The organism is Schaalia meyeri (assembly GCF_900105015.1).
GTDB classification, from domain to species: Bacteria; Actinomycetota; Actinomycetes; order Actinomycetales; family Actinomycetaceae; genus Pauljensenia; species Pauljensenia meyeri.
Genome location: NZ_FNLK01000005.1, coordinates 161612 through 184302 on the forward strand (window position 1 = coordinate 161612; position 22691 = coordinate 184302).

The 22691-nt window shown below is 63.8% G+C and carries 17 protein-coding genes, 1 tRNA gene and 1 pseudogene; 16 read left to right on the plus strand and 3 right to left on the minus strand.

Annotated features, from left to right (window positions below; all coding sequences use genetic code 11):
- Positions 1-26 precede the first annotated feature (26 nt).
- From rpsD to BLT68_RS01535, 10 genes and pseudogenes are all read left to right on the plus strand, one after another.
- Positions 27-650, plus strand: coding sequence for a 30S ribosomal protein S4 (gene rpsD, locus BLT68_RS01485; protein WP_050694701.1), 624 nt, complete (start codon positions 27-29; stop codon positions 648-650).
- Positions 651-768: 118 nt separating this feature from the next.
- Entirely contained in the window at positions 769-3474 is a 2706-nt protein-coding gene (gene alaS, locus BLT68_RS01490; RefSeq protein ID WP_050694702.1) for an alanine--tRNA ligase, read from the plus strand.
- Complete coding sequence (gene ruvX, locus BLT68_RS01495; protein ID WP_082175834.1) at positions 3471-3959, plus strand: Holliday junction resolvase RuvX; 489 nt, start codon at positions 3471-3473, stop codon at positions 3957-3959. The genes alaS and ruvX overlap by 4 nt, the downstream gene beginning before the upstream one ends.
- Positions 3956-5395: an endolytic transglycosylase MltG gene (mltG, locus tag BLT68_RS01500; protein WP_232618782.1), complete on the plus strand. Its 1440-nt coding sequence runs from the start codon at positions 3956-3958 to the stop codon at positions 5393-5395. The genes ruvX and mltG overlap by 4 nt, the downstream gene beginning before the upstream one ends.
- Entirely contained in the window at positions 5392-6261 is an 870-nt protein-coding gene (locus BLT68_RS01505) for a shikimate dehydrogenase (RefSeq protein WP_074632703.1), read from the plus strand. The genes mltG and BLT68_RS01505 overlap by 4 nt, the downstream gene beginning before the upstream one ends.
- Positions 6258-6950, plus strand: coding sequence for a prepilin peptidase (locus BLT68_RS01510; protein WP_074632553.1), 693 nt, complete (start codon positions 6258-6260; stop codon positions 6948-6950). Before BLT68_RS01505 ends, BLT68_RS01510 begins: the two co-directional genes overlap by 4 nt.
- A gap of 462 nt (positions 6951-7412) precedes the next feature.
- Positions 7413-7789: pseudogene (locus BLT68_RS01515) on the plus strand (indole-3-glycerol-phosphate synthase TrpC); the annotation flags it as partial.
- A 265-nt stretch (positions 7790-8054) separates the two neighbouring features.
- Complete coding sequence (gene lgt, locus BLT68_RS01525; RefSeq protein ID WP_050695756.1) at positions 8055-9008, plus strand: prolipoprotein diacylglyceryl transferase; 954 nt, start codon at positions 8055-8057, stop codon at positions 9006-9008.
- Between the two features lie 132 nt (positions 9009-9140).
- Positions 9141-10589, plus strand: a complete 1449-nt coding sequence (pyk, locus tag BLT68_RS01530) for a pyruvate kinase (RefSeq protein ID WP_074632555.1) — start codon at positions 9141-9143, stop codon at positions 10587-10589.
- Between the two features lie 243 nt (positions 10590-10832).
- Entirely contained in the window at positions 10833-11048 is a 216-nt protein-coding gene (locus BLT68_RS01535) for a hypothetical protein (RefSeq protein ID WP_050694705.1), read from the plus strand.
- A gap of 135 nt (positions 11049-11183) precedes the next feature.
- Here the strand turns inward: BLT68_RS01535 and BLT68_RS01540 are convergent.
- Positions 11184-11257 (minus strand) — tRNA-Leu (locus tag BLT68_RS01540).
- Between the two features lie 64 nt (positions 11258-11321).
- Here BLT68_RS01540 and BLT68_RS01545 point away from each other — a divergent pair.
- Entirely contained in the window at positions 11322-11912 is a 591-nt protein-coding gene (locus tag BLT68_RS01545; RefSeq protein ID WP_009211600.1) for an ANTAR domain-containing response regulator, read from the plus strand.
- Between the two features lie 68 nt (positions 11913-11980).
- Here the strand turns inward: BLT68_RS01545 and BLT68_RS01550 are convergent, their stop codons facing one another.
- A complete protein-coding gene (locus tag BLT68_RS01550) occupies positions 11981-12457 on the minus strand; it encodes a PaaI family thioesterase (RefSeq protein WP_074632557.1) in 477 nt (158 codons plus the stop codon).
- On the opposite strand from BLT68_RS01550, the gene polA reads away from it, so the two are divergent.
- Positions 12456-15182 (plus strand): DNA polymerase I, encoded by a 2727-nt coding sequence (gene polA, locus BLT68_RS01555; protein WP_173546188.1) that lies wholly within the window; start codon positions 12456-12458, stop codon positions 15180-15182. The genes BLT68_RS01550 and polA overlap by 2 nt on opposite strands.
- A 170-nt stretch (positions 15183-15352) precedes the next feature.
- Entirely contained in the window at positions 15353-16789 is a 1437-nt protein-coding gene (rpsA, locus tag BLT68_RS01560) for a 30S ribosomal protein S1 (RefSeq protein ID WP_050694708.1), read from the plus strand.
- Positions 16790-17024: 235 nt separating this feature from the next.
- Here rpsA and brnQ read toward each other — a convergent pair whose 3' ends face one another.
- On the minus strand, positions 17025-18374 hold the full coding sequence (brnQ, locus tag BLT68_RS01565) for a branched-chain amino acid transport system II carrier protein (protein ID WP_074632558.1): 1350 nt from the start codon (positions 18372-18374) through the stop codon (positions 17025-17027).
- A gap of 157 nt (positions 18375-18531) precedes the next feature.
- Between brnQ and coaE the strand changes: the two genes are divergently transcribed.
- The 3 genes from coaE (at position 18532) to BLT68_RS01580 (ending at position 22661) form a co-directional block, all read left to right on the plus strand.
- Entirely contained in the window at positions 18532-19164 is a 633-nt protein-coding gene (gene coaE, locus BLT68_RS01570; protein ID WP_050695759.1) for a dephospho-CoA kinase, read from the plus strand.
- A gap of 124 nt (positions 19165-19288) precedes the next feature.
- Positions 19289-21376 carry an excinuclease ABC subunit UvrB gene (gene uvrB, locus BLT68_RS01575; RefSeq protein WP_050694709.1) on the plus strand — a complete coding sequence of 696 codons (2088 nt, stop codon included), beginning with the start codon at positions 19289-19291 and terminating at the stop codon, positions 21374-21376.
- Positions 21377-21650: 274 nt separating this feature from the next.
- Positions 21651-22661, plus strand: a complete 1011-nt coding sequence (locus BLT68_RS01580; RefSeq protein ID WP_070779015.1) for a TerC family protein — start codon at positions 21651-21653, stop codon at positions 22659-22661.
- Positions 22662-22691 lie beyond the last annotated feature (30 nt).

Consider the following 22691-nt stretch of genomic DNA (forward strand, 5'->3'; position numbering starts at 1 on the left):
TGACACGAGAAACAGGAAGAAGAATCATGGCAACGAATCGTTCCCGTAAGCAGGTGCGCGAGTCACGCGCCCTCGGCCTGGCACTGACCCCCAAGGCCGTCCGCTACTTCGAGAAGCGCCCCTACGGCCCCGGCGAGCACGGTCGTACCCGCCGCCGCCAGGACTCTGACTACGCCGTTCGTCTGAAGGAGAAGCAGCGTCTGCGCGCCCAGTACGGCATCCGCGAGTCGCAGCTGCGCCGCACCTTCGAAGAGGCCCGCCGCACCGCTGGCCTGACCGGTGAGAACCTGGTCGAGCTGCTCGAAATGCGCCTGGATGCTCTGGTGCTGCGCGCCGGCTTCGCCCGCACCATCCAGCAGGCCCGCCAGGTGGTCGTCCACCGACACATCCTGGTCGACGGCAAGATCGTTGACCGCCCCTCCTTCCGCGTCAAGCCCGGTCAGACCCTGCAGGTCAAGCCGAAGTCGCAGACCACGGTCCCCTTCGAGATCGCCGCCGAGGGCATCCACCGCGACGTGCTTCCCGCCGTCCCCGAGTACCTGGATGTTGACCTGGCCCGTCTGAAGGCCACCCTGGTGCGCCGCCCGAAGCGCGCTGAGGTCCCCGTGACCGTCGACGTGCAGATGGTCGTCGAGCACTACTCGCGCTGACACTCGTCCATCCCACGCCCCCGAGCCTGTGCTCGGGGGCGCGGTCGTGTTTATACCTCCGGCCGGTTCTGCGTGCCGATGTGCCGCGATGGGAGCCTACCGGCTACGATGGGGGAATATGCGTACGTCTGAAATCCGCACCCGCTGGCTCGAATACTTCGAGCAGCAGGGGCATGAGATCCGTCCTTCGGTGTCCCTGGTGTCGCCGGAACCATCGATTCTATTCACGATTGCCGGCATGGTTCCTTTCATCCCCTACATCACGGGTGTCGAGCCCGCTCCGTGGCCGCGCGCCGCGTCGGTCCAAAAGTGCATCCGAACGAATGACATCGATAACGTTGGTAAAACGACTCGTCACGGGACGTTCTTTCAGATGAACGGCAACTTCTCCTTCGGTGACTACTTCAAGGAGGGTGCGATCGACTACGCGTGGGAGCTCCTGACGACGCCCCAGGCGCAGGGCGGCTACGGTCTGGACGGCGATCGCCTGTGGATGACGATCTGGGAGAAGGACGAGGTATCCTTCACTCACTGGACCAAGACCATCGGCGTCGATCCCGAGCGCGTCCAGCGGCTCCCGTTCGAGGAGATCTCCTGGTCGACGGGGCAGCCGGGACCGGCCGGCGCGTGCTGCGAGATCCACTACGATCGCGGTCCCCAATACGGCCCCGACGGCGGGCCGATCGTCGATGTCGCCGGCGACCGCTTCCTCGAGATCTGGAACCTCGTGTTCGATGAGTTCGTCCGAGGTGAGGGCGAGGGCCACGACTTCGAACTTGTCGGCACGCTCGACAAGACCGCGATCGATACGGGAGCGGGCCTCGAGCGACTCGCCTTCATCATGCAGGACAAGCCGAACATGTACGAGATCGACGAGGTGTTCCCCGTCATTGCGGCCGCCCAGGAGATGTCGGGCAAGACCTACGGTCTGGGAGCAGAGGGTCCGAGCGCCGGAAACGCCTACGAGGACGACGTGCGCCTGCGCGTCGTCGCAGACCACGTTCGCTCCGCCCTGATGCTGATCGGCGACGGCGTGCGCCCGGGCAACGACGGCCGCGGCTACGTGCTGCGCCGCCTCGTTCGCCGCGCGGTTCGTTCGATGCGCCTGCTGGGTGTCAACGAAGCGGCCATGCCGACCCTGTTGACTGCGTCGAAGGACGCGATGAAGGCCTCGTACCCGGAGCTCGAAACGAATTGGAAGACGATTTCCGAGGTCGCGTACGCGGAGGAAGACGCATTTCGGCGCACGCTGAGTGCGGGGACGACGATCCTGGATACCGCGGTGGCCTCGGCGAAGGAAACCAAGGGAGCTCCCGTCATCTCCGGTGCCTCGGCGTTTTCTCTGCACGACACCTATGGTTTCCCGATCGACCTGACCCTCGAGATGGCCGCCGAGCAGGGCGTCGCCGTCGACGAAGAGGGCTTCCGCACGCTCATGGCGGAGCAGAAGGAAAGGGCCCGCGCCGACGCGCGGGCGAAGAAGACCGGCCACACCGACGTGAGGGTGTTCCGCGACATCGAGAAGGAGATGGGCGGAGGGTCAACCTTCCTGGGCTACACGGAGCAGGCGGCCGAGGCGACCGTGCAGGCACTCCTCGTCGGCGGTGTCGCCGCGCCCGCGGCCAGCGCCCCCGCCGAGGTCGAGGTCGTCCTGGACCGCACGCCTTTCTATGCGGAGATGGGCGGACAGCTGGCCGACCACGGCGTGATCCGTCTGGCGGGCGGCGGAGTCGTCGAGGTCAACGACGTTCAGGCTCCCATTCGCGGACTCAACGTCCATCGCGGCACCCTCACCGAGGGCGGCATGACGGTCGGCGAAAAGGCATATGCGCAGATCGACGGGCAGCGTCGTTTGGATATTGCTCGAGCACACACCGCCACCCACATGGTGTATGCCGGGCTGCGTTCAGTCGTGTCGGAGGACGCAACCCAGGCGGGGTCGGAGAACTCCCCCTCGCGCCTGCGCTTCGACTTCCGTCACTCCAGCGCTCTTGAGGGCACCCAGCTGGGGGACATCGAAGCGCTGGTCAACGAAAAGCTCGCTGAGGATCTGGCGGTCACTACCGAGGTGATGAGCATCGATCAGGCGAAGGCGACGGGCGCGATCGCCCTGTTCGGCGAAAAGTACGGCGCGCAGGTGCGCGTGGTGACGATCGGCGACGGCTTCGATCGGGAGTTGTGCGGTGGCACTCACGTGCCGACCACCGGGCACATCGGCCGCATCACCGTCCTGGGTGAGGGGTCGATCGGTTCCGGTGTGCGGCGTATCGATGCTCTCGTCGGAGATGGCGCCTACGAGTTCCAAGCCAAGGAACACGCGCTCGTGGCACAGCTGTCGCAGCTTGTCGGAGGCCGCCCCAACGAGCTCCCCGAGCGCATCGAGACCCTGCTTGCGAAGCTCCGCGATTCCGAAAAGGAACTGGAAAAGATTCGCACCGAACAGGCGCTCAGCCGGGGCGCGGACCTCGCGACCTCGGCGGAGCGCGTCGGACAGGTGAGCCTGGTCGCCGCGGACGTTGGCGTGATGCCCGCCGCCGACGCGCTGCGCACGCTCGCGCTTGATGTCCGCGACCGTATGGGCAATGAGCGCGGCGCGGTCGTCGCCCTCGGCGGCCTCGTCGGCGGCAAGCCGTCCCTGGTCGTTGCCACGAACGAGGGAGCACGCGAGCAATCCGTCAAGGCGGGAGCGCTCGTGCGCGCCGTCGGTAAGCACATGGGCGGTGGCGGCGGTGGCCGCGACGATATCGCCCAGGGCGGAGGCGCGAAGCCCGAGGGAATAGCGGCGGCGATCGATGCGATCCGCAATGAAATCGAGGCTCTGTGAGCGTGCGGAGGGGAGTTCGCATCGGCGTGGACGTTGGCACCGTGCGTGTCGGCGTCAGCCGATGTGACCCCGAAGGCATCCTGACGATGCCCGTCGAAACTCTCATTCGATCTTCTGATCTATCCGATCTTCGCCGACTTGCTGACATTGCTCTTGAACATGATGCGATCGAGTTCATCGTGGGATTGCCGCGCCATCTTCGTGGCGGAGAAGGCGTATCCGCCAAGGGTGCGCGTAAGTACGCTCGCCGGATCAAGAAGCTCGTCCCCGGCATTCGCGTTGCGATGGTTGACGAGCGCCTCACGTCCAATCAGGCGCATGCGCGGCTGCGCGCCTCAGGAATCCCCGAGAATGACCACCGCGGGGTCATTGATCAGGTTGCGGCGCAGATCATCCTTGAACAGGCTCTCGAGCTTGAGCGCATGAGCGGTCGAGCTCCCGGTGAGGAGATCATCCTCGAGACCAGCGAAGGAGCGCACCGATGAGCACGCCTCCCACCTATCCTTTTCGCTCGCGCCGTGAGATTCACTCCGGTGAACCGCGGGTCTACTCCGATGTTCCGCGCGAGGAGGAATCCTCGACAGCGGCGACGCCCACCCCGGTGCGAGGCAACGCAGTGCGTGCCGCCGCCTCGTCAGATCCCGACCAAACTCCTATTCGTGGGACCAGCATGCGCCGTCGTTCCACGGCTCTTCCTTCCTTCGACGAGGTGACGGACAGCGGGGTGACTTCGCAAGTTGAAGCTGCCCCCGCGCAAAAGACGGCCTCCGAGCGAGAGATAAACTCCCCCGCGGAAACCACGGGGTTGCGTTCTCGGCGCCTGGCGAGTGAGCGGCGTGCGGCCCGCAAGCGCAGACGTCGCCGTCGTCTGCGCTCGTTCTTCGTTCTCGTTGTCGTTCTTGGTCTCGTCAGTGGAGCCGGATACATCGCCTATTCTCAGCTGGTTAACGGCTCTACAACCGCCTCCGATGACTACCCGGGACCCGGTAGCGGCCGCGTCGAGATCACGATCAGCGAAGACTCCTCCGGTCGCCAGATCGGCCAAACGCTCGTCAACGCCGACGTTATCAAATCAGTGGGCGCTTTTGTGCGCCAGTTTGAGACCAACCGAGCGGCCCTGACGATCCGCCCGGGTACCTACCGCCTGCAGCAGCAGATGAGCGCTGCGGGAGCTCTCGCCGCCCTGCTGGACGAGACCAATCGCGTGGACTCGACGATCACCGTCGGAGCCGGGCAAAAGCTGTCTGAGGTGAAGCAGCGCATCGTCGACATCATGGGGGTCTCGGAATCCGACGTTAACGCTGCGTTCGCCGACACCGAAGCGATTGGTCTTCCCTCCGAGGCCGGCGGCAACGCTGAGGGGTGGCTGCTGCCGGGCTCCTACGAGGTTTCGGAGGGCGATACCCCAACGACCGTGATCGCACGGATGGTGGCAGGCACCATCCACGAGCTGGATCGCCTCGGAGTCGCGCCTGCGGACCGAGAGACTGTGCTTATCAAGGCCTCGATCGTCGATGGCGAAATGAACATCGGCAAGTACATGCCGATGGTCGCCCGCGTGATCGAGAATCGTTTGGCAGACAAGGACGGGGAAACAAAGGGCATGCTCGGCATGGACTCCACGGTCCTTTACGGCGTGGGTAAGACCAGCGGGGTGCCCAACCAGGAGGACCTCGATAACGACAACCCGTACAACACGCGCCTGCACGCGGGACTGCCGCCCACGCCCATCGGCCAGCCCAGCGAGAGGGCCATCAAGGCCGTCCTTAATCCGGCAGAAGGAAACTGGCTCTACTTCGTGACCGTCAATCTCGATACGGGAGAAACCCTGTTTGCATCGACCCTTGAGGAACAGGAGAAGAACCGGGAGAAGCTAGTGGAGTACTGCAACGCTAACCCGATGGTTTGCAGCGCGTCATGACGTGGGTCGGCGTCATCGGTTCTCCGATTGAGCATTCCCTGTCACCGGTCATTCACCGGGCGGCGTGGGAGGAACTGTGCATCGACGGGTGGGAGTACCGCCGCATCGAGCAGGATGCCTCGTCTCTCCCCGCCTTCATCGACGGGCTTGACGACGCGTGCCGCGGGCTGTCGGTGACGATGCCCTGCAAGCAGGCAATTATGCCCCTGCTTGATGTGATCGATCCGCTGGCCGTCGCCGTCGGCGCAGTGAACACCGTTGTGCCATCATCGGGGCTTCTCGTCGGGTTCAACACGGACGTCGCAGGTATCGCCTCCGCGATCCGGCGAGCATGCGATCAGGCGGGAATCCCGATCCCGGGCAGCGCCCTCATCCTGGGAGCACGCGCGACAGCGTCTTCCGCGCTCGCCGCGCTCGGTGAATTGGGGATCACCTTGGCGACTGTGGCGGCTCGTCGCTTTGGCGGACCCGGCTCCGTCATGACGGCTGCCTCGCGACTAGGCGTGCGCGTTGAGCAGGCGATGTGGGCGGACCTTGAAGGGGTCGCACGGGTGGCGACCGCGTCCGACGTTCTGATTTCTACGTTGCCCGCCGGGATTGCAGACCCGCTCGCTGCTCTGCTTGCTCCGCGAGAGGGGCAGGTCTTGCTAGACGCCGTCTACACCCCGCGTGATACCGCGCTGCGTTCGGTCTTCGAACGCGCTGGCGCGGTGGTCGCTGAAGGCACGGATATGCTGGTTTTTCAAGGGGCTGCACAGGTGCAACTCATGACGGGGCAAAGCCCACATTCGGACGTGATGAGGCAGGCCCTGGAAGACGAGCTGGCGCGCCGCGCGCGCTCCGGTGGGGGAGGTGTGGATTCGTGATCGTCGAGTTGCTGTCGACGCGCATCAGCGCGGATCTATCCCTTGCGTCGGGCTTTTTGACGTGGGTCATCGTCCTGGCGTGGCTGTGGCGCTCGGGATGGAAGATTCAACGGCGATACTTCGTGGAGGCAACGCAAACGCCGCTCAGCCGCAACGCCATCGTGTGGGGTGCGGCTATCGTCGGGGCCATCTCTTTCGTTGCAGCTCAGATGCGTCCCGGGATACCGGCCGTTATGACGGTCTCGATGGTTGGGGCCCTGAGTGCCTACGTTGATGCGCGTACCCATCGCCTGCCCAACGCCTATACGGTGGCCATGGGGATCGGTGTTGTCGTTGGCGTCGTTGTCGGCATCGTTATTTCTCCCCTGTGGCAGCAGCGGCTGACGGGTTGCCTGATCGGCGCCCTGATCTGGTTTATTCCAATCGCTGTGTTGAATCGTATTCCCGGTGGAATGGGTGGTGGAGACGTCAAACTAGCCCCCGTCCTCGGTGCGATGGTCGGTTCGGTGGGGATTCATGCGGCTGTCTTTGCATTAGCGCTGTCCTTCGTGTCAGCCGGCGTGGCCGCCCTCTGGAAGATTGTTGTCGGCTCCGCGGGGACGAAGTCGCGCGTTGCGATGGGACCGTGGATGATCGGCTCTGCCCTGGTGGGGACGATCGCGTGGGGCGTGATTCCTGACTGGCTGTAGGTCGCGACCGGCTTCATTGTGGGCCCGCCAGGTCGGCGCGGGTCGGGGATGGGACAATGACATCGTAAGTATTTCGATGCGTTCGCATCAGTTTGATCCTATGCGTCTCGGTCGGATTTTGACCTGGCCTGTGCGCGGCGTCTTTCGTTCGTCGGCCGCATCATGGCCCGTGATCCCCGCCATTTATCGATGGCGCGCATTTGGATACGTGGAGTCCCGCGATAGGGCTGCCGCAGCCGTGGGGTTGGCCGTGCCGGCATCCGCGTTGGTTCCGCTGGTGGACGGCGTGGGATGTTCCGTCCGTGAGTGTTTTGTTCGATAGCCTTATAAAGGTCGGATTGGTTCTCGGTGAAAGGGGAGTGTTATGAGCGTTCTCGATGACATTATTGCGGGGGTCCGACAGGACCTGAAACAGCGCGCAGATCACCTTCCTCTAACCCGCGTGAAGGAAAGGGAGGAGCGCGTTCGCTCGGCATGGAGGCTCTGGTCGAGACGCACTCGCGTCTGGAGGCGCTGCGCGCGCTCGATGCAGGTGCATCGATTATCGGCGTGAACGCCCGCAACCTCGAGACTCTCGAGGTTGACCACGCGGAAGTCGAGCAGGTGATCGATGTGATTCTCCCGGATGTTGTTTCGGTGGCGGAGTCGGGTGTGGCCAGGGAGCACGACGTGTGCGGGTACGCAAAGTGGGGCGCGGACGCCGTCTTGGTAGGGAAGCCCTCGTGACGTCGGATGACCCGCGCGCAAGTATTCGAGATATGGTGAGTGCAGGGCAACACCCCGCGTTGCGGACGGATCGCAAGGCGCGTGTCGCTGCGGCACGTCAGAAAGGACAGTGATGAAAACGGAGAACTTTGTGTTGGGAACGTCTATCGGGGACCTAAGCCACGAGGGCTCGTGTCGCATCAGCAGCGACTTGGGGCGTGCGCCGCTTGTAAAGGAGTGCGGGCAAACGCGCGTTATCGCCAGGATGGGCGATAACGCGCAAGGGGCGATCGTTGCGATGCTTGTCAAGCCCCTCCTTGGCGGCGGCACTGGCCGCGCTTTGGGGGCCATCGGGAAGCTCGCACGTGAACTGGAGTCTGGTGTGAACGGAGCGTGCGCGTGAGCATTGTGGCAGCATCCGGTATCCCGTCGCCGTCTCAGGGCGTGTGGTATGTGGGACCGATTCCTCTTCGAGCATATGGCATCATCATCGCCGTCGGAATGGTTGTCGGTGTCTGGTGGACGGCCCGCCGCTATCGCCAGCGTGGGGGAAACCCGGACACGCTGTACGACGTGGCGTTCTGGGCGATCCCGCTGGGGGTCGTCGGCGCCCGTCTCTATCACGTTGTGACCTCGCCGGATGCCTACTTCGGTCCCGGCGGCGATCCCTGGCTAGCGCTCCAGCTGTGGCGCGGGGGCCTCGGTATCTGGGGAGGCGTCGCCCTTGGCGCTCTCGGCGCGTATATCGCCGTTAGGCGCGCGGGCGTTCGATTTGGTCCCATCGCTGACTCGCTGGCCCCGGCGCTTCTTGTGGCCCAGGCGATCGGTCGCTGGGGAAACTGGTTTAACCAGGAACTGTTCGGAGGGCCGACGACGCTCCCCTGGGGACTACAGATTGACGCGTCGCATATCCCCGCGGGGTATGCGACGGGGACTCTCTTTCATCCGACGTTCCTCTACGAGTGCCTGTGGAACCTCGCAGGGGCGGCGTTCATCGTGTGGCTCGATCGCCGTCACCGTTTCGCTGGCGGGCAGGTTTTCGGCCTGTACCTCATGGTTTACACGTTGGGACGCAGCTGGATTGAAATGCTGCGGATTGACGATGCGCACACGTTCTTCGGGCTGCGCCTAAATGTTTGGACGTCGTTCGTCGTCTTCGCGCTGGGCGTAGGTGTCTTTGTCGCTGCGGGGCGTCTGGGGAGGCCTGGCCGGGTGGAGCCCTGGTCAGATCGTGACGAGGCAGATAAGGCTTTAGCGGAGAAGGGCGAGGAGCGCGCGGGTAGCGCACCCGACCCCGATGACGATGCAACGACAGGTGGGGAGGAAGCGGCGCAGACCACAGCAGATTCCTAGCTCGGGGCGGGCACCGTGTGCCGAGGTACGTGAGTCGGAGGTCCCATATCGGTGTGATTCATGGGAATTATCACGTTATCGCGTGGGGGTGCCCCCGTGATTAAGGTGACACTGGGCGCTAGAATCGGCATCATGCGTCGAGCTAAGATTGTCTGCACCATTGGACCTGCCACCGATTCCCCCGAGCAGCTCCAGGCGCTGGTTGACGCCGGCATGGATGTCGCGCGTATCAATCGGTCGCACGGAAACGCCGAGGAACACGCGGCCGTCATTTCGCGCGTCAGGAAGGCATCCGCGACGTCCGGCCGTGCGATTGCCGTTCTCGTTGACCTCCAGGGGCCGAAGATTCGCCTGGAGACTTTCCGAGACGGGCCCCAGGAACTGGCGATCGGTGACACTTTCACGATCACCACCCGCGATGTTCCAGGCACGAAGGAACTCGTCGGAACGACCTTCAAGGGCCTTCCGGGTGACTGTGCTCCCGGCGATCGCCTGCTGATCGACGATGGCAACGTCGCGGTTCGCGTCGTCGAGGTGACCGACACTGACGTGGTAACCCGCGTTGAGGTCCCCGGCACGGTCTCCGATCACAAGGGGCTGAACCTGCCCGGCGTCGCGGTGTCCGTTCCCGCTCTGTCCGAAAAAGACAAGGAGGACCTGCGCTGGGGCATCGAAATGGATGCCGATTTCATCGCCTTGTCCTTCGTGCGTTCCGCCGAAGACATCAAGGATGTCCACGAGATCATGGACGAGATGGGCAAGCGGATTCCCGTCATCGCCAAGATCGAGAAGCCGCAGGCCGTTGAAGCGCTCGAAGAGATCATCGAGGCCTTCGATGGCATCATGGTCGCGCGCGGTGACCTGGGCGTCGAGATGCCTCTCGAGGCGGTTCCGCTGGTTCAGAAGCGGGCGATCGAGCTGGCGCGGATCGCGGCTAAGCCCGTCATCGTGGCCACGCAGGTCATGGATTCCATGATCAAAAACCCACGTCCGACCCGCGCGGAGGCCTCCGACTGCGCTAACGCCATTCTTGATGGCGCGGACGCAGTGATGCTTTCCGGCGAAACCTCGGTGGGCGCCTTCCCCATCGAGACCGTTCGCACGATGGCCGCGATTATCGAGTCCACCGAGGAAAACGGCGGTGAGCGCATCGCTTCGATTCCCGGTTACTTCGCGTCGGATCGGGCCGGCGTCATTTGCGAGGCAGCAGCCCGTATCGCCGAGCACATGGATGCCCGTTATCTGGTGACATTCACTCAGTCGGGTACATCCGCCCGCCTGCTGTCGCGTATGCGCCGACCGATTCCCATGCTGGCCTTTACGCCGTTGGAATCAACGCGTCGGCGTCTCGCTCTGTCGTGGGGTGTTCACACCTACCGCGTCCCCGAGGTGCAGCACACGGATGACATGGTGTGGCAGCTCGACCAGGTCGTGCAGTCCTCCCGCCTGGCGGATATCGGTCAGCAGCTCGTCATCGTCGCCGGCATGCCGCCGGGCATCGCTGGCTCCTCGAACATGCTGCGTATCCACGAAGTTGGCGACGAGGCCGACTACGCGATTGGGGGCTTACGCGACGCGTGAGATTCTCGCGGGGTGGGGGTGTCGGCACGTGCCGACACCCCCACCCCTGTGCCGCGACTCATTCGCGTTCGTATGGACAAAAGGGAGATGAGGGAATACAGTACTCGGATACACGTTGAAACGTGTGGATGCCGCTCCAACGACGGCGCGGCATAGCAGCAGATCGCTGCCTGGTGCGTAGAGGGATGCCTGTGCGATCAAAGCACGTTCCCCCGGCGCATCACAACGAAAGATGGAGGAGAAATGAATACGGATATCCGGACCGTGTCGGTCCACGACACTCTGTTTGGCCGGGTGGCCAACAACCTGGAGGTCGGCCAGCTTTCTCGCGCTGTTGAGCCGTGGTTTGCTGACTTCCATGATTCGAGGGTCAAGCAGGCGATCGCCGATCTTGACGAACCCTCCCTGAGGGGAGCGGCAGCCGAGTATCTCGGTCTCGAACTGAGCGTGGTGGCCTGAGTCGCGATGGAGGGGCCGACAAGCGATGCTTGTCGGCCCCTCCATCTGTGTGCAGATATGTTGAAATAATTGCGATTCGTGCATCGCGTAGGTACAGGATTGCCGGTACCATGGGAGCACGTACTCCACTGGCGGTACCCCGAGTGGGATTCGAACCCACAACAAGCCGGGTTTGAGCCGACCGCCTCTGCCAGTTGGGCTATCGGGGCTTTCGCGTGTGCGAGACCCACAATAGAACAGCTGAGCAAACCGATCAAACTGAGGAATATGACAATGAGTGAAGAGCAGGCTGAGCCGCGTCGCGTCCTCGTCGCTGAGGACGAGGGGTTGATCCGTCTCGATATCGTTGAGACGCTGACCCAGGCGGGGTTTGAGGTCGTCGGCGAAGCTGCCGACGGCGAGGAAGCGGTCGAGCTGGCGCTGGAACTCGAACCGGATTTGTGTGTGATGGACGTCAAGATGCCGAAGATGGATGGCATCACTGCGGCTGAGAAGATTCTCCAAGAATTGTCGTGCGCGGTCGTCATGCTGACCGCCTTCTCGCAGACGGAGCTCGTGGAGCGGGCGCGCGACGCCGGCGCGATGGCCTACGTCGTGAAGCCGTTTAGTCCTTCCGACCTGATACCGGCTGTCGAGATCGCGCTGTCTCGCCACGCGGAGATTGAATCTCTTGAGGACCAGATCGCTGATCTGAGCGATCGTTTCGAGACGCGTAAGCGCGTGGACCGCGCGAAGGGCCTGCTCATGAAGAATATGGGGATGAGCGAACCGGAAGCCTTCCGCTGGATCCAGAAGACGTCGATGGATCGCCGCCTGTCGATGCGCGAGGTCGCCGATGCGGTCATCAATCAGGTGGATGACTGATCGCTATTGATGGTGGTGGGTGGGGGCGACGCCCCCACCCACCACCATCTCGCCCTGGGCGAGCACAGCTAGTTGTGGCTGGAACGAACCAGGATGCGATTGGTGACCTGCGCGATTGAGATGAGTCGGTCGGCCTCGTCACGAATCTCGACGGTGTGGACCGTGGATGAACGGCCGAGGTGAACGGCCGTCGCCGTTGCCGTAATCGTTCCCTGCCGTCCGGCGCTGATGTGCGACGCGTTGAGCTCAGTGCCGACCGCGTAGGCCTGCTTCCCCGGGTTGGTTTCGCGTGCGTGGATCTGGGCGGCAAAAGAGGCGGCCGTCTCCGCGAGTGCCGCGGACGCGCCGCCGTGCAGGATCCCCGCGTTTTGCCGATTACCGTCGATGGGCATCGAGATGACGGTGCGCGCAGCGGCGTGCTCGAGAACTTCCATTCCGGTGGCCTCCATGAGGGAGCCGGGCCAGTGCGCTCCCACCCATCCTCCGTGGGCGAGAGGGTCGGGTAAGGAGGAACGATTGTGTTTCGTCTGGTCAACGTGTGTCATGGCATCTAGGGTGTCATGTGTGAGTGACACCGTGCTGATTATCGATGGCCATTCGATGGCGTATCGCGCATTCTATGCGCTGCCCGCCGACAACTTTGTCACGGCGACGGGCCAGCACACGAACGCGGTTTATGGCTTCGTATCAATGCTGACGCGGCTGCTTGAAACGGAACGTCCGACCCACGTGGCCGTAGCATTTGATGTGTCCAGGCACTCATTTCGCACGCGGGAGTATCCGGAGTACAAGGGCACTCGGGATGCGACTCCCGAAGAGTTCAAGGGGCAGGTGGAACTCATCCGCGAGGTCTTAGAGGCGATGGGAATCGTCTCGCTGTCGCGCGACGGCTTTGAAGCCGATGACATTCTGGCGACGTTGGCTTACCGAGCCGGACACGACGGAGCGACCGTTCTGGTCGTCTCGGGAGACCGCGATTCCTTCCAGACTGTGACCGAGAACGTCACGGTCCTGTACCCGGGCACGGGTCCTGGAGATCTGCGCCGGATGACGCCGCAGGCGGTCGAGGACAAGTACGGCGTTGCGCCACATCGATACCCCGAGATCGCCGCCATCGTAGGCGAGACCTCGGACAATCTGCCGGGCGTGCCCGGGGTGGGGCCGAAAACAGCGGCTCAGTGGATCAACAAGTTTGACGGACTGGATAACCTGCTCGCGCGGGCCGATGAAATCGGCGGTAAGCGGGGAGCGGCACTGCGCGAACATATGGATGACGTGGTGCGTAACCGCCGACTCAACAGGCTCGTGACGGATATGGACCTGGGTGTTGCCCCGAGCGACCTCGCACGCCGCGCGACAGACGTCGCAGCGATTGACAGGCTCTTCGACTCCCTCGAATTCGGACGGCTGCGGAGGAAGGTCCGCGAGGTCTCGGGCATTGGGATGGGGGATGTGGCACCCGACGAGGCCGTTAAAGATTCCTGGGGCGACATGCAGGTCACGGTTCGCCTGGCCGATGCGACCTGCGATATTGCCCGGTGGGTCGGCGAGCATAATTGCCTCGGCCTGCTGGTCGAAGGCGATACGCGACCGACGCGCGGCGAGGTGACACGGCTCGTCCTCGCCAGCGAGAGCGATGCGCTCGTCATCGAACCGACCGAACTTGGCCCCGCGCAGGATCGCGCCCTCGCGTCTGTTCTCGCCCAGGCCTCGTCCCTCATCGTTCACGACGCGAAGGGCACCCGTCACGCGCTCGCATCGCGCGGGTGGGGCCTCGGGGGCGTTTCCTTCGACACGATGCTGGCGGCCTACCTCGCGCACCCGGATCAGCGCTCCCACAAGCTTGAGGACCTGGTATCGCGCATCCTGGGCACCCGGGTCGATGAGGAGGGTGAGTCTGATACCTTGTTCGACCTGGGAGAAATCGGGGAGGGGCCGAGCGCCGCGCAGGTGCGCGCAGGGCACTTGGCGGCGCAGCTGCACCTCCTGGCGGCCAGGTTACGCGACACACTTGAAGAGGGTTCGGGAAGCGCGCTTCTCACGAAGATGGAAATGCCCCTCTCCCGCCTGCTCGCAGACATGGAACAGACGGGTATCGCCGCAGATGTGTGCGTCCTTGAATCCCTATCGACCGAACTGGGGGCCGACGTGGAGGCCGCTCGGCGGGGCGCGTGGGCGGCCGCGGGCCGCGAGGTCAACCTGTCGAGCCCCAAGCAGCTCCAGGAAATACTCTTTGACCACTTCGGGTTACCCAAGACCAAGAAGACGAAGACGGGGTACACGACGAACGCCGACGCGTTGGCGGATCTGTGGGTGAAAACCGAAGCGAGCGGGGGAGCGGGACACGAGTTCCTCGGGCATCTGCTGACGCACCGCGACCGCATCAAGCTCAAGCAAATGGTGGACTCGCTGACCGCCACCGTCGCATCGGACGGACGCATCCACACGACCTTCTCGCAGGTGGCCGCGGCAACGGGACGCCTGGCCTCCTCGGATCCCAATCTGCAAAACATCCCCGCCCGCAGCGTCGATGGCAAGCGCATCCGCGGAGCCTTTATCGCAGGTGAGGGGTACTCATCACTCATGAGCGCCGACTACTCGCAGATCGAGATGCGGCTCATGGCGCACCTGTCTGGTGATGAGGCGCTCATCGAGGCCTTTAATTCGGGGGAGGATCTCCACCGAACCATGGCATCCATGGTGTTTGGTACGCCCGTCAACGAGGTGAGCGGCGAGGAACGGTCGCGGATCAAGGCCACCTCCTACGGGCTCGCCTACGGGCTGTCGGCCTACGGTCTCGCCGCGCAACTCGGTATCCCGGTTCCCGAGGCGGCTGCGCTCCGCGAGCGCTACTTTGAACGATTCGGGAAGGTGCGTGACTACCTTGATGGGCTCGTCGCTCAGGCGCGCGCCGACGGCTACACAGAGACGATGTTCGGTCGCAGGCGCTACCTGCCCGACCTGCGTTCGTCGAATCGCCAGCGCCGTGAGATGGCTGAACGGGCAGCGCTTAACGCGCCCATTCAAGGCAGCGCCGCCGATATCGTCAAGATCGCGATGCTGGATGTCGTGTCGGCGTTGTCCGATGCGGGGCTTAGCTCACGACTCCTCGTGCAGATCCACGACGAACTCCTCGTGGAGATCGCGCCGGGAGAGGCGCGCGCGGTGGAAGCGATCGTTCGCGATAGGATGGCGTCTCCCGTGAAGCTGTCTGTCCCGCTGGACGTGGCCGTGGGGGTCGGCCCCTCGTGGCAGCTCGCCGCACACTAGAGAAGCTACTTCGCGACACACACCACGCAAAGTGTCGCTAATTTCGTCACATTTATGGCCCTGAGGCTGCTAGACTGAGTCACGGTGTCTGGGGACTGGTGCATCCGCATCAGTTCGAGGGCGCTGGAACTGTCCATCTACTATCCAGTCCGTTTCGGAGAAACTACTACATGACCACCAATACGCCGCAGGTCGCTATCAACGACATTGGTTCGGAAGCAGACCTGATCGCAGCCATTGACGAGACCATCAAGTACTTCAACGATGGCGACATCGTCGAGGGCACTGTCGTCAAGGTCGACCGCGACGAGGTCCTCCTTGACATCGGCTACAAGACGGAGGGCGTCATCCTCTCTCGCGAGCTGTCCATCAAGCACGACGTCAACCCGGACGACGTCGTCACCGTGGGCGAGCAGATCGAGGCGCTCGTCCTCCAGAAGGAAGACAAGGAAGGCCGTCTCCTCCTGTCGAAGAAGCGCGCGCAGTACGAGCGCGCGTGGGGAAAGATCGAGAAGGTCAAGGAAGAGGACGGCGTCGTTACCGGCACCGTTATCGAGGTCGTCAAGGGCGGCCTGATCCTGGACATCGGTCTGCGTGGCTTCCTGCCCGCCTCCCTCGTCGAGATGCGTCGCGTCCGCGACCTCGCCCCCTACATCGGTCGTGAGATCGAAGCGAAGATCATCGAGCTGGATAAGAACCGCAACAACGTGGTCCTGTCCCGCCGCGCGTGGCTGGAGCAGACCCAGTCCGAGGTCCGCACGAACTTCCTGCACACCCTCCAGAAGGGCCAGGTGCGTTCCGGCGTCGTCTCTTCCATCGTCAATTTCGGCGCGTTCGTCGATCTCGGTGGCGTCGATGGCCTGGTTCACGTCTCGGAGCTGTCCTGGAAGCACATCGATCACCCGTCCGAGGTCGTCGAGGTCGGCCAGGAAGTCACCGTCGAGGTGCTCGACGTCGACATGGATCGCGAGCGTGTCTCCCTGTCGCTCAAGGCCACTCAGGAAGATCCGTGGCAGGCCTTCGCGCGCACGCACGCGATCGGCCAGGTTGTGCCCGGCAAGGTCACCAAGCTTGTTCCCTTCGGCGCGTTCGTGCGCGTCGAGGACGGCATTGAGGGCCTGGTGCACATTTCCGAGCTGGCTCAGCGTCACGTTGAGCTGCCGGACCAGGTCGTCAAGGTCGGCGAAGAGGTCTTCGTCAAGGTCATCGACATCGACCTTGAGCGTCGTCGCATCTCCCTGTCGTTGAAGCAGGCCAACGAGGGCGTGGACCCGAACTCCGACGAGTTCGATCCCTCGCTGTACGGCATGGCTGCCGAGTACGATGAGAACGGCAACTACAAGTACCCCGAGGGCTTCGATCCCGAGACCCAGGAGTGGATGGAAGGTTTCGACGCCCAGCGCGAGGCCTGGGAGGCTCAGTACGCCGAGGCTCAGGCCCGCTGGGAGGCCCACAAGGCCCAGGTACGCAAGGCCCTCGAGGAGGACGCCGAGGCTGCTCCCTCGATCGAGGAGCAGGCCTCTTACTCGACCCCGGTCGACAATGAGGGCACCCTGGCCTCCGACGAGGCACTGGCCGCGCTGCGTGAGAAGCTGACGAACAACTAGTCGGTTATTTCACGCAAGTAAAGCCAAGTGGTGGCCCCAGGAAAATCCTGGGGCCACCACTTGGCTTTACGCGGGCCGATCTGGCGCATGCCAGAGAGCCTTGGCGCGCGGGAACGGTCCCTGCCACGGGTCGACTACTGCTGCAAATAGGTTGCTCTCTCCTGTCGCGCGATCCACGATCGACGTTTGCGCGACATATAAACGGGCGGACGTCGTAGGGCGGCGAACGGCTCCGTCACCTATCGGCGCGCGTGATGAGCCTGGCGTCGATGCACGCGCCGATGGCGGATGCAATCAGCGTGGGGAGGATCCAGCCGAGCTGTAGGCCTTGGCCTGGGCTCCACGTTAGGACGGCGTCGAGGAAGGAGCCTCCGGCGCCGATCTGTGCCAGCGTGGTTGCACCCGACCACGCCGTGGCTGTCCACGCCGCGAGCCGGAAGGTCCACTGCGCGGGGGTCAGGAGGCGGAGAGGATGCGCGGCGATGGTGACGGCGACAACCGTGATGGCGATGGGGTAGAGGAAGGTGATGATGGGGACCGCGACGGCCAGGACTGAGCTCAGTCCCGCCGAGGCGAGGAAATACGAGATGAGGGTGAAGATGACGATCCACGTCCGGTAGGAGACGGCGGGGATCAGGCGGTGAAAGAACTCGGAGGTTGCCGCGATCAGGCCGACGGCGGTCGTCATGCAAGCCGTTAAAACAATGAGGCCGAAAACGAGCTGCCCCGGCCAGCCCATCGTCATCTGGGCCGCATCGGCCAGGAGGCTGGCTCCGTCGGTGTAGTCCTGACCCCCAGGGATGACGTGCCCGATGAGCCCCAGTCCGACGTAGACCAGCGCCAGGAGCGACCCCGCGATGGCAGCTGCCAGGGACGTGCGTCGGACAACCTTCGCGCCGATGCCTCCGCCCGTGTGTCCCAGCGAAGTGACGACGATGATGCCGAACGCCAGCGCGGCGATGGAATCCATGGTCATGTACCCGTCCAGCAATCCAGCCGCGAGGGGAGTGCTCACGTACGTTCCGGTCGGAGCATCATGCGAGGCCGGAAGCGAGGCGAGGCACAGAAAGACGAGCAGGACAAGGAGGCCGAGCAGCAGGGGGGTGAGCACCTTTCCCAGGCTGTCGATCACGTGCGACGGATTCCACGACAGGTAGAACGCGATGCCGAAAAAGATCAGATTAAAGACGAGCGAGGCGATGGTCGACTGGGAACCAATGATGGGAGCCACCGCCGTCGAGAAGGACACCGCACCCGTGCGCGGCAGGGCGTAGAACGCTCCGATCGACAGGTATACCAGGCAGGAGAAGGCGAGGCCGAAGGGCCTGCCAGCCCGGCTCACCAGATCTCGCATATCCGTTCCCGACAGGGCGATCGTGATGATCGACACGACGGGCAGGGCGACGCCGCCGATGAGGAATCCGATCATGGCAGGACCGAGGTTACTTCCCGCCGACGCGCCCATGATCGGGGGGAAGATCAGGTTGCCGGCTCCGAAGAACATGGAGAACAGCGTCAGCGAGGTTGCGATGAGCGCTGCGGTGCCCGAACGCCGCGTGGAATCGTCCTTGACTGTCTGGGTCACTGCTACTCGCTTGCTGGTGTGGGGTCTTTAACGGCATCAATTCTTTCATGAGGGCGCGCAACCGCAACCGCTGGCGGGCTAGGCTGGGTGGGTGAGAAGCTCCTTGAACAGCGGAGGATGCGCGGCCTCCCTCCTGCGCCCTATCCGACCGCTGCGCCTGAACGGCCCCGCACGCATCGTCGCGGTGAGCGGGGGAATCGGATCCGGGAAGTCGTCGGTGACGCGGACTTTTGCCTCGTTAGGTGCGGTTGTGGCGGATGCCGACGCGATCGCTCGCGAGATACTCCAGCCCGGAACTCGGGCGTTGCGTGAGGTTGCCGAACACTTCGGAGCGGACCTGATCCGCTCGGATGGAACCCTTGATCGCTCGCTGTTGGCGTCCCGGGTATTTGCATGCGACGGGCGCGTTCGGGAGCTGAACGCGATCACTCACCCCGCCATTACCGAGCGTGCCTGGACAATCCTGAACGGTGCTCCCGAGGGAGCCCTCGCCGTCTACGACATCCCCCTCCTCGTCGAGGGCGACGGCATCGACCTGTTCGATGCCGTCATCATGGTGGATGCCCCCGAAGAGGAACGGATCCGCCGCCTGGCGGGGAGGGGAATGTTGCCTGAGGATGCACGCGCCCGGATCCGCGCCCAGGCCTCGTCAGAGGAAAGGCGTGCCGCGGCAAACGTGTGGATTGATAACCGGGGGAGCATTGCCGACCTGGAGAACGTCTCTGCACAGGCCTACGAGCGCTGGCTGTCCCCTTATGGCGGGCGCCCATTGTCCAGGCCGAGGCAGTGACACTGGTCGCGAACCCGGGCCCCTCCTCCAGGCGTCGGGGACGGGCGAGTCTTGCGCGGGGTGGTGTTGTCGGTGGGGTCCCCTCCTCCAGGCGTCGGGGACGGGCGGCCTGTAGCGTAGTAGCGTGAGCGAAGAACCCGTCATCCGCCAGGACAAGCCCTTCGAGGTAATCTCCCCGTACACGCCGGCAGGCGACCAGCCCAAGGCGATCCGCGAGCTGGCCGCACGCATCCGCGACGGCGAGCAGGACGTCGTCCTCATGGGGGCGACCGGCACGGGCAAGAGCGCGACCACCGCGTGGCTTATTGAGGAGCTGCAGCGTCCCGCGCTGGTGCTCGAACCGAACAAGACCCTGGCCGCGCAGCTGGCTGCGGAGTTCCGCGCGCTCCTACCGAACAACGCCGTTGAGTACTTCGTCTCCTACTACGACTACTACCAGCCCGAGGCCTACGTGCCGCAAACGGACACCTTCATCGAGAAGGACTCCTCCATCAATGACGAGGTGGAGCGCCTGCGCCACAGCGCCACAAACTCGCTTTTGACCAGGCGCGACACGGTCGTCGTCTCCTCGGTCTCCTGCATCTACGGCCTGGGAACGCCCGAAGAATACGTGGCGCGGATGATCGAGCTGAGCTGCGGAATGGTGATCGACCGCGATGCGCTGCTGCGCAGGTTCGTGGCCATGCAGTACGTGCGTAACGACATGGCCTTCACGCGCGGCACCTTCCGCGTGCGTGGAGACACGATCGAGATCATCCCCGTTTACGAGGAGCTCGCCATCCGCATCGAGATGTTCGGCGACGAGATCGACTCCCTGGCCGTGCTTCACCCACTCACCGGCGACGTCATCTCCGAGGTCGACCACACCTATCTCTTCCCCGCGTCGCACTACGTGGCGGGCGAGGAACGCATGAAGAAAGCGATCAAGTCAATCGAGGAGGAGCTCGACGACCGCCTGGCGTGGCTGCACGCCCAGAACAAGCTGCTCGAAGAACAGCGCCTGCGTATGCGCACCACCTTCGATCTGGAGATGCTCAAGGAAATCGGATCGTGCGCGGGGGTCGAGAACTACTCACGGCACATCGACGGGCGAGGGCCCGGCACACCGCCGCACACGCTGCTCGACTACTTCCCCGAGGACTTCCTGCTCATCATCGATGAGTCCCACGTGACCGTCCCGCAGATCGGCGCGATGTTCGAGGGGGATATGTCGCGCAAGCGAACCCTCGTCGATTACGGCTTCCGCCTGCCCTCCGCGATGGATAACCGCCCCCTCAAATGGGACGAGTTCACCCAGCGCATCGGGCAAACCGTCTACCTGTCCGCAACGCCGGGGCCCTACGAGCTCGAGCGCTCCGACGGCGTCGTCGAGCAGATTATCCGGCCCACGGGCCTCGTCGACCCACTCGTGGTCGTCAAGCCGACGCAGGGACAGATCGACGACCTGCTGGAACAGGTGCGCCTGCGCGTCGAACGCGACGAGCGCGTGCTGGTCACGACGCTCACCAAGAAGATGGCCGAGGAACTCACCACCTACCTCGCCGAGCGTGGCGTCAAGGTGGAGTATCTGCACTCCGACGTGGACACGCTGCGCCGCGTCGAGCTGCTGCGCGAACTGCGCCTGGGCTCCTTCGATGTCCTGGTCGGCATCAACCTGCTGCGCGAGGGCCTCGACCTGCCCGAGGTCTCCCTGGTGTCCATCCTCGACGCCGACAAGGAGGGTTTCCTGCGCTCCACCCGCTCCCTCATCCAGACGATCGGCCGCGCCGCACGCAACGTTTCCGGCGAGGTCCACATGTATGCGGACAACGTGACGGATTCAATGAACGAGGCCATCTCCGAGACAATGCGCAGGCGAGAGATCCAGATCGCGTACAACAAGGAACACGGCATCGATCCCCAGCCGCTTCGCAAGAAGATCTCCGACGTGACGGACATGCTCGCGCGCGAACAGGTCGATACGCAGACCCTCCTCGAAGGCGGCTATCGGTGCGAGAAGAGTGCGAAGGACCGCGCCGCCGCCCGCCGCATGGGCGGCGCGCCACTAAAGCCGGGGCAGCGCGCGGAGGCGGAACTCGCCGAACTCATCGAGGAACTCTCCGCTCAGATGATGACCGCCGCCGAGCACCTGCAATTTGAGGTCGCGGCCCGGCTGCGCGACGAGATCGAAGATCTGAAGAAGGAACTGCGTGGGATGAAGCGGGCGCACTGATCCGAGTTCCTACTCACCGCACAGGGACCGGGGGCCTCTGGGCAGCGTGCGGGCGATCCGCCTCGCTCAGGCGACCGATGACACTCGCGACGAAGTGCGCGCGAGCGTGAGCCGCCGACTAGAATGGGCGCGTAAGCGGAGGGGAGTACTCCCACCAACAGTGGCGTCGTCACCACGACGGCCCGCCCGTGCGGCGCGGCCTCCGGCGTCACCGGCCAGAAGCTTCTGGCGGGAGGAGACCTCCGGTACCCGACTCGTACCGGAGGCTTCACGTATGCACGTGCACGCGCTCGCCTGGATCATCCTCGCAGCCATCATCTTGACCATGATCGTCGTTGACATCGTCGGCCACGTTCGCACACCCCACGAACCCACCCTCACAGAGGCCGCGTCCTGGTCGGTCGCCTACATAGCGATCGCCCTCGTCTTCGGCGCGATCGTCTGGGCCGTCTGGGGCGCCCAGTACGGACAGGAATACCTGGGTGGCTACATCACCGAGAAAGCGCTGAGCATCGACAACCTCTTCGTGTTCGTCATCATATTGTCCACTTTCCGGGTTCCACGCAAGAACCAGCAGGAGGTACTGCTGGCCGGCATCGTGATTGCTCTGGTTCTGCGCCTGCTGTTCATCCTGACTGGCGCGGCCCTCATCGAAAACTTCTCGTGGGTGTTCTACATCTTCGGAGCCTGGCTGCTGTGGACCGCCATCAGCCAAGTCCGTGAAGGTGCCGGGAACGACGTTGAAGAGGAGGAGTACCAGCCCCCGTTACTCGTGCGCTGGGTGTCCAAGATCGTCCCTGTCACCGATGGATTCATCGGCTCACGCATGCTCTATCGCCACGGCGGACGCACGTACATCACCCCGCTCCTCCTGTGCGTCCTGGCTATCGGTACCGCCGACGTCATGTTCGCGGTCGATTCGATCCCAGCGATCTACTCCCTGACCGCCGAGGCCTACCTTGTGTTCGCCGCGAATGCGTTCTCGCTGCTCGGCCTGCGACAGCTCTACTTCCTCATCGACGGGCTGGCCAATCGCATCGTATTTTTGCACTACGGGCTGGCCGTGATCCTTGGTTTTATCGGTTTCAAGCTCATCAACCACGCGCTGCACACCAACGAGCTGATCTTCATCAACGGTGGCCGCGAGGTGACGCTTCTGCCCGAACCTACGATCGCATTCTCCCTGGGGTTTATCGTCGTTACGATTCTCATCACGGTCGTGGCCTCCCTCGCGGTTTCGTGGGCACGCAGCGGGAACGAAGAGATCGGCGCGGGAGGGCGGTAGAATACCACGGACGTATAGTTAAGAGGTATT

Coding starts and splice junctions, on each gene's coding strand:
- rpsD (WP_050694701.1), top strand. CDS start 27: ATGGCAACGAATCGTTCCCGTAAGCAGGTGCGCGAGTCACGCGCCCTC.
- alaS (WP_050694702.1), top strand. CDS start 769: ATGCGTACGTCTGAAATCCGCACCCGCTGGCTCGAATACTTCGAGCAG.
- mltG (WP_232618782.1), top strand. CDS start 3,956: ATGAGCACGCCTCCCACCTATCCTTTTCGCTCGCGCCGTGAGATTCAC.
- BLT68_RS01505 (WP_074632703.1), top strand. CDS start 5,392: ATGACGTGGGTCGGCGTCATCGGTTCTCCGATTGAGCATTCCCTGTCA.
- pyk (WP_074632555.1), top strand. CDS start 9,141: ATGCGTCGAGCTAAGATTGTCTGCACCATTGGACCTGCCACCGATTCC.
- BLT68_RS01535 (WP_050694705.1), top strand. CDS start 10,833: ATGAATACGGATATCCGGACCGTGTCGGTCCACGACACTCTGTTTGGC.
- BLT68_RS01545 (WP_009211600.1), top strand. CDS start 11,322: ATGAGTGAAGAGCAGGCTGAGCCGCGTCGCGTCCTCGTCGCTGAGGAC.
- polA (WP_173546188.1), top strand. CDS start 12,456: ATGGCATCTAGGGTGTCATGTGTGAGTGACACCGTGCTGATTATCGAT.
- BLT68_RS01550 (WP_074632557.1), bottom strand. CDS start 12,457: ATGACACACGTTGACCAGACGAAACACAATCGTTCCTCCTTACCCGAC.
- rpsA (WP_050694708.1), top strand. CDS start 15,353: ATGACCACCAATACGCCGCAGGTCGCTATCAACGACATTGGTTCGGAA.
- BLT68_RS01580 (WP_070779015.1), top strand. CDS start 21,651: ATGCACGTGCACGCGCTCGCCTGGATCATCCTCGCAGCCATCATCTTG.